At 73.6% G+C, this 6,716-nt stretch carries 5 protein-coding genes; 2 read left to right on the top strand and 3 right to left on the bottom strand.

Features of this window, described 5'->3' with window-relative positions; all coding sequences use genetic code 11:
- Positions 1–443 precede the first annotated feature (443 nt).
- Positions 444–1,448, top strand: coding sequence for an RNA polymerase sigma factor SigB (gene sigB, locus ACGFH9_RS29895; protein WP_393225924.1), 1,005 nt, complete (start codon positions 444–446; stop codon positions 1,446–1,448).
- A 90-nt stretch (positions 1,449–1,538) separates the two neighbouring features.
- A complete protein-coding gene (locus ACGFH9_RS29890; protein WP_393225921.1) occupies positions 1,539–1,946 on the top strand; it encodes a VOC family protein in 408 nt (135 codons plus the stop codon).
- Positions 1,947–1,958: 12 nt separating this feature from the next.
- Here the strand turns inward: ACGFH9_RS29890 and ACGFH9_RS29885 are convergent, their stop codons facing one another.
- From ACGFH9_RS29885 to ACGFH9_RS29875, 3 genes are read right to left on the bottom strand one after another with little or no spacing between them, the layout of a single operon-like run.
- Positions 1,959–4,514, bottom strand: a complete 2,556-nt coding sequence (locus tag ACGFH9_RS29885) for a GNAT family N-acetyltransferase (protein ID WP_393225919.1) — start codon at positions 4,512–4,514, stop codon at positions 1,959–1,961.
- 16 nt (positions 4,515–4,530) lie between these two features.
- A complete protein-coding gene (locus ACGFH9_RS29880; RefSeq protein WP_393225916.1) occupies positions 4,531–5,712 on the bottom strand; it encodes an acetoin utilization protein AcuC in 1,182 nt (393 codons plus the stop codon).
- Between the two features lie 48 nt (positions 5,713–5,760).
- Entirely contained in the window at positions 5,761–6,621 is an 861-nt protein-coding gene (locus ACGFH9_RS29875; protein ID WP_393225913.1) for a sulfurtransferase, read from the bottom strand.
- Between the last annotated feature and the right edge of the window lie 95 nt (positions 6,622–6,716).

Here is a 6,716-nt window from a genome sequence, read left to right as displayed (position 1 = left end):
TCGTACGGATCAAGGAAGCACGACGTCAGCGAGCGACCGACACGATTTTCAGCCCGGAACGGGCCACCTCGCCAGAGGCGACAAGGACTAACCCCCACCCCACCCCACCCCTACCAGACCCCCACCCCCACCAGACCCCGTTGATCATGAAGTTATTGCCTGCCCGGCCGGCGTGTCGGGCCAATAACTTCATGATCAACGCATTCCGGGCGGTGGGGGTGGGGTGGGGTGGGGTGGGGGTGGGGGTGGGGGTGGGGGTGGGGGTGGGGTGGGGTGGGGTGGGGCAAGCGCTCTGGTGACAGTTTTTTTTGGCGATCCTGCGGGATTGCTGTCGGGTCCGCGATCAGCTCACTCCCGTTTCACGTCTCGCCCGCCAAGCTGTGTCTCACACCGGCACTACTGGGCCGGAGACACGGCACAGACGTGGATACGGGGAGACAGAGATGGTCCTGCAGATGACGGAACACCGGACGCGCCCGGCCAGCAGCACCGAGACCGACGCCCTCACCGACCTGGACGCCACCGACGAGCGCGGCATCTCCACCGACCTGGTCCGGGCGTACCTCAACGGCATCGGCCGGACGAAGCTGCTGACGGCCGCGCAGGAGGTCGAGCTGGCCCGGCGGGTCGAGGCCGGACTGTTCGCCGAGGAGAAGCTCGCCACCTGCACTCCGGTCTCCGAGGAGCTGCGGGCCGACCTGGAGCTGATCGTCGTCGAGGGTCGCGCCGCCAAGGACCACCTGCTGGAGGCGAATCTGCGGCTGGTGGTCAGCATCGCCAAGCGCTACACCGGACGCGGGATGGCCTTCCTCGACCTGATCCAGGAGGGCAACCTCGGTCTCATCCGGGCGGTGGAGAAGTTCGACTACGCCAAGGGCTACAAGTTCTCCACGTACGCCACCTGGTGGATCCGGCAGGCCATCACCCGCGCCATGGCCGACCAGGCCCGCACCATCCGTATCCCGGTGCACATGGTCGAGCAGGTCAACCGGATGGTCCGGGCCCGTCGCGAGCTGGCGGTGACGCTGGGCCGCGAGCCAGGAGTCGCCGAGGTCGCCCGGGCTCTGGAGATCCCCGAGTTCCAGGTCATCGAACTCATCTCGTACGACCGGGAGCCGGTCAGCCTGGACCAGGCCGTCGGCGACGACGGGGAGAGCGCCCTCGGCGACTTCGTGGCTGCGGTGGACCCGCGCACCGACCCGGGCGAGGGGGCCGCGCAGGGCGAGCTGCGCAACGAGGTGAGCATCGTGCTCTCCACGCTGTCGCAGCGGGAGCAGGCGGTCATCCGGCTCCGGTTCGGGCTGGACGACGGCCGGCAGCGCACGCTGGACGAGGTCGGCCGGGAGTTCGGCCTGTCCCGCGAGCGCATCCGGCAGATCGAGAAGGTGACGCTGCTGAAGCTGCGGGCGCCGGAGCGGGCGCAGCGCCTGGAGGCGTACGCCTGCTGACGCGCCCCACGTTGTGGAAGGCCCTGGCGGTTCGCCGGGGCCTTCCCCCTTGCCGCAATGGTTGACTGGAGACCCCGACGAGAGGCGCCCGTGAACTGGACATTGGAAGTCGTGATCGTGCCCGTGTCGGACGTGGACCGGGCGAAATCGTTCTACGCCGACCAGCTCGGCTTCACCGTCGACCACGATACCGTGATCAGCGACGACGCGCGGATCGTGCAGCTGACCCCACCCGGTTCCGGCTGCTCGATCGTGATCGGCAAGGGCGTCGTCCCGGAGATGCCACCGGGGTCGCTCAGGGGACTGCAACTGGTGGTGCCCGACCTCAAGCGGGCCCACGCCGAGTTGGTCGAGCGCGGCGTGCAGGTCGGCGAGATCCAGGTGGTGGGTGTCAACCCCCGACCGGTGCCCGACCCGCTGGACAACGTGGGCTTCGTCTTCTTCGCCGACCCGGACGGCAACACCTGGGGTGTGCAGCAGATCTCCAGCCGCGCCTGACCTGCGCACCCGTCAGAGACGCCGGGGGCCGGTGTCCGGGCGGGCGGCCACGCCGCCGATGCGCACCTGGGCGTGCAGGACCGAGATGCCGTCCGGGCGGGCGAGCACCGGGTTCAGGGTCAACGAGCGCACCCGGGGCTGTTCGTCGGCGAGCTGGCCGACCCGCAACAGCAGGTCGGCCAGGGCCGCCCGGTCCACCGGAGCCGCGCCCCGGTGCCCCCGCAAGAGGGGGGCCGCGCGGGGCTCGTCGACCAGTTCGGCGGCGTCGGTGTCGGTGAGCGGCACCGACCGCCAGGCCCGATCCCCCAGCAGTTCGGTGGCGACTCCGCCGAGACCGAAGCCGACCACCGGCCCGAACGCCGGATCTTCCACCAGCTCCACCACACAGGCGACCCCGGGCGGGACCATCGGCTGCACCAGCACGTCCGCGCCGAAGCCGGCGGCCATCTCGGTGTACGCGCGGCGGACGCTCGCCTCGTCGAGGAGGTCGAGACGGACCGCGCCCAGGTCCAGCCGGTGCCGCAACCCGAGATCGGCGGCCTTGAGCGCCACCGGGAAACCCACCCGAGCCGCTGCTTCGACCGCCGCGCCGATCGTGTCCGCGGGCACCGACGGCACGGTCTCGATGCCGTACGCGGCCAGCAGCGCTCCCGTGTCGACGGGGTCGGCGCGTAGCGCGGCCTGCGCGGCGTCCCGCTCGATCCGGGGCAGCTCGGGTGTTCCGCCGGGCGGTCGACCCAGCCACTGCGCGTACCTGTGTACCCGGGCGAGGGCACGGACGGCCTCCTCCACCCCGCCGTACGCGGGCACACCGGCGGGCAGCCGGCCGACCAGGAACGTCGCCACTGTCGGCTTGCCCAGGGCGAGGGCTGCGGGCAGCGCCGCGGTGACGTCGGCGTCCACATCGGTGCGTTGACCGGGCAGCGGCGGGGCGAAGACCACGACGAGGGCGTCCACCCGCTCGTCGCCGGCCGTCTCGGCGAGGGCGGCGGCGAACTCGGCGGCGCCGGCGCTCGGCCCGACGTCGCGGGGATAGCCGTCGGCCACGGTCAGCCCCTGACCGACGCAGGCCGTCGCCGCCAGCCCGGTCAACGCCGACGAGTTGCCGACGACGCCGACGCGACCGCCGGTGGGCAGCGGCTGGTTGGCCAGCAGTACCCCCACGTCGAGCAGTTCCGCCACGGTGTCCACCCGGATCACTCCGGACTGGGCGAAGAGCGCCGCCACCGCCACCGCGTCCGGGCCGGCGGTGTCGCCGACCCCGGGCGGGCGGGCCGGCGAGGCGAGCGCCACCACCGGTTTGGCGCGACCGATGCGCCGGGCCAGCCGGGCGAACTTGCGCGGGTTACCGAACGTCTCCAGATACAGCATGATCACGTCGGTGCCGGGGTCGTCCTGCCAGTACTGGAGCAGGTCGTTGCCGGAGACGTCGGCCCGGTTGCCGGCCGAGACGAAGCTGGACAGGCCGAGGCCACGCCGGTCCGCCTCGGCGAGCAGCGCCACCCCGAACGCGCCGGACTGGCTGAAGATGCCGACCCGACCGGCCGGCGGCAGCGCGGGCGCGAGCGTGGCGTTGAGGCGTACCGTCGGATCGGTGTTGGCCACGCCCAGACAGTTCGGGCCGACCACGCGCATGCCGGCGGCGTGCGCCGCGCGGACCAGCGACCGCTGCGTGGCCGCGCCCTCGCCGCCGGCCTCGGCGAAGCCGGCCGAGATCACGACGAGGCCGTGTACCCCGGCGGCGGCCGCGTCGGCGACCACCGCGGTCGCCGCCTCCGGCGGGACCGCCACCACCGCCAGGTCCACCGCCACCTGGGCGTCGACAGCCGAGGGGTACGCGGGCAGCCCGGCCACCGTCGACGCGCTCGGGTGCACCGGCACCACCGCGCCGGTGAAACCACCGTCGCGCAGATGGCCGAGCACCGCCGCGCCGACGCCCTGGCCGGTGGCGCTGGCGCCGTAGACGGCGATGCCACGCGGGGCCAGCAGCCGGGCGATCGAACGCGCCTCGGTGCGGTGTTCCCGGCCGCGCTGCACCTCGAGGGTGGCCTCGGTCGGAGCGATCGGGAAGCTCAGGTGCACCACACCGTCGGCGTACGCGCGCTGGACCTGGTAGCCGAAGTCGGCGAAGACCCGCAGCATCGTCCCGTTGGCCGGCAGCACCTCGGCGACGAAGCTCATGATGCCGTTGCGCCGGGCCGCGTCGGCCAGGTGCTCCATCAGCACCGAACCGATGCCCCGCCCCTGGAAGGCGTCCTCCACCACGAAGGCCACCTCCGCCTCCGGCGCCTGCGGGCCCAGGCGCTCGTACCGGCCGACCGCGACGATCCGGTCGGCGGCCAGCACCACGAACGCCTCCCGGTCGTGGTGGTCGACAGTGACGAAACGGATCAGGTCCCGTTCCGGGATGCGCGGGTACGGCGAGAAGTACCGCAGGTAGCGGGTGCGCTCGGAGAAGCGGCTGTGCATCGCCACGATGCCCGGGGCGTCCGCCGGGTCGATCTGCCGCAACTGGACGGTGCTGCCATCGCTGAGCAGCACGTCGGCGGGCTGGTCCACGCTCGTCACCACAGAACGGCCCGGCTCAGTCCCGCGGGTCGTACGGGTCGAGCCCGAGCAGCGGGAAGACGGTCTTGCGGGTCGCCGCGATGGCGCGGTCCACCGCGTTCGGCTCGCCCGTCGGCTGCCACGGCTCGTACGACGGGTCGCCGTCGTCGGTCATCCGCAGCGGGATGTCCCGCCCCGGTCGACGGGCCGCCGCCAACTCCCGCCAGGCGAGCGGGGTGAGCGTCGCCGGGTCGATCGGGTCGCCGGTCGCCACGGCCAGCAGATGCGTCCACGCCCGGGGCACCGCCTCCACCAGCGCGTACCCGCCGCCGCCGGTGGCGACCCAGCGGCCCTCGCACAGCTCGTCGGCGAGCGCCCGCAGCGCCAGGTAGGTGGCGCGCTGCCCGTCCACAGTCAGGTTCAGGTCGGCCAGCGGATCGAGCCGGTGCCCGTCCGCGCCGCACTGGGTGACGAGCACCTGCGGCCGGAACGCGCGCAGCACCGACGGCACGATCGCGTGGAACGCCCGCTGCCAGCCGGTGTCGTCGACGCCCGGTGGCAGCGGCATGTTCACCGCGCTGCCCTGGGCACCCGGCCCGCCGGTCTCGTCGGGGAACCCGGTGCCGGGAAAGAGCGCGAGAGGCGTCTCGTGCAGGCTGACCGTGAGCACCCGCGGGTCGTCCCAGAAGATGTCCTGCACACCGTCGCCGTGGTGCACGTCCACGTCGACGTACGCGATCCGCTCCGCCCCCAGGTCGAGCAGCCGGGCGATGGCCACCGCGGGGTCGTTGTAGACGCAGAAGCCGGACGCCCGGGCGGGCAGCGCGTGGTGCAGGCCACCCGCCACGTTCACCGCCCGGCGGGCGTCCCCGCGCCAGACCGCCTCGGCCGCGGCCACCGTCGCGCCCGCGATCAACGCGCTGGACTCGTGCATCCCCTCGAAGACCGGGTTGTCGGAGGTGCCCAGCCCGTACCCGGCGAACAACGGGTCACGCGGCGCGGCCCGCACGGCGGCCAGGTAGGCGGGGTCGTGCACGCGGGTCAGCAGCGCGTCGTCGGCGGGCTCCGGCTTGACCACGCGCACACCGGGACGGGCCAGGATGCCCAACTCCTGGGCGAGCGCGATGGTCAGCTCCACCCGCACCGGGTCGAGCGGATGGTCACCGAGGTTGTAGGCGAGCAGCGAGGAGTCCCACACCACCACCGTGTCGTCGGACATGAGCCCATCGTCGCACGAGGACCGTCGTCGGCCCATCGCACGCGCTGGTCAGCGCTCGGGTGTCGGTCCGGTGGCGACCGGCCGGGACGCGTCGGCGACCCAGTTGCTCCACGAGCCCACGTAGAGCGCGGCGTCTCCTCGGCCGGCCAGGTGCAGCGCGAGGACCGCCTGCGCGGCGGTCACGCCGGAGCCGCAGTACGCCCCGACCTGCCGAGCCCCGCCCACGCCGACCGCGGCGAACCGCTCCCGCAGCACCTCGGCCGCCGGGAAGCGCCCGTCGGCGTCCACGTACTCGCCGGAGGGCAGATTCGCCGCGCCGGGCACGTGACCGGCGACCGGGTCGATCGGCTCGACCTCGCCCCGGTACCGGGGCGCGGCCCGTACGTCGAGCAGCACCGCGTCGTCGGCGGAGGCCAGGGCGGCTGCCTGCCCGGCGTCGAGCACCGGAAGATCACCGGGGTGCACCTCGACGTCGCCGGGGCTCAGGGTCGGCGCCTCGGTGGAGACCTGTCGCCCGGCCGCGACCCAGGCCGGAAACCCTCCGTGCAGCACGCGCACCGGCCGGTGCCCGGCCCACCGCAACGTCCACCAGGCGCGCGCGGCGGCCAGGCCGTCACCGCCGTCGTACACCACCACGGGGTGACCGACCCGGACGCCGGCGGCCCGCAGCGCCCCCCGCAGCGCGCCCGGGTCGGGCAGCGGGTGCCGACCGCCGACGCCGGGCGGCCCGCACAGCGCGGTGTCCAGGTCGACGAAGACCGCGCCGGGCAGGTGGCCGGCCAGGTAGTCGTCGCGGCCGGGCGGACCGGTGAGCCGCCAGCGGACGTCGAGCAGGGTGGGCGGGTCGGCGTGGTCGAGTTCGGTGGCGAGCCGGTCGACCTCGACGAGCAGCTCCTCGGTACCGGACATGGCGACCATCCAACACCATCCGGGTCTTCGCGGTGCGGTTCGGCGAAGGTCGCTCGCCGTGTGGCGGGGTAGCATCGTGCATCGGAGGGCCGCTT

It is taken from the genome of Micromonospora sp. NPDC049102 (genome assembly GCF_043197485.1).
Taxonomy (GTDB): Bacteria; Actinomycetota; Actinomycetes; order Mycobacteriales; family Micromonosporaceae; genus Micromonospora.
The sequence above is the reverse complement of the archived record's forward strand: the minus strand, read 5'-3'. Positions and strand labels throughout refer to the sequence as shown.

Excerpts from the sequence above, each read along its gene's own strand:
- sigB (WP_393225924.1), top strand. The coding sequence starts at position 444 with ATGGTCCTGCAGATGACGGAACACCGGACGCGCCCGGCCAGCAGCACC.
- ACGFH9_RS29880 (WP_393225916.1), bottom strand. The coding sequence starts at position 5,712 with ATGTCCGACGACACGGTGGTGGTGTGGGACTCCTCGCTGCTCGCCTAC.
- ACGFH9_RS29875 (WP_393225913.1), bottom strand. The coding sequence starts at position 6,621 with ATGTCCGGTACCGAGGAGCTGCTCGTCGAGGTCGACCGGCTCGCCACC.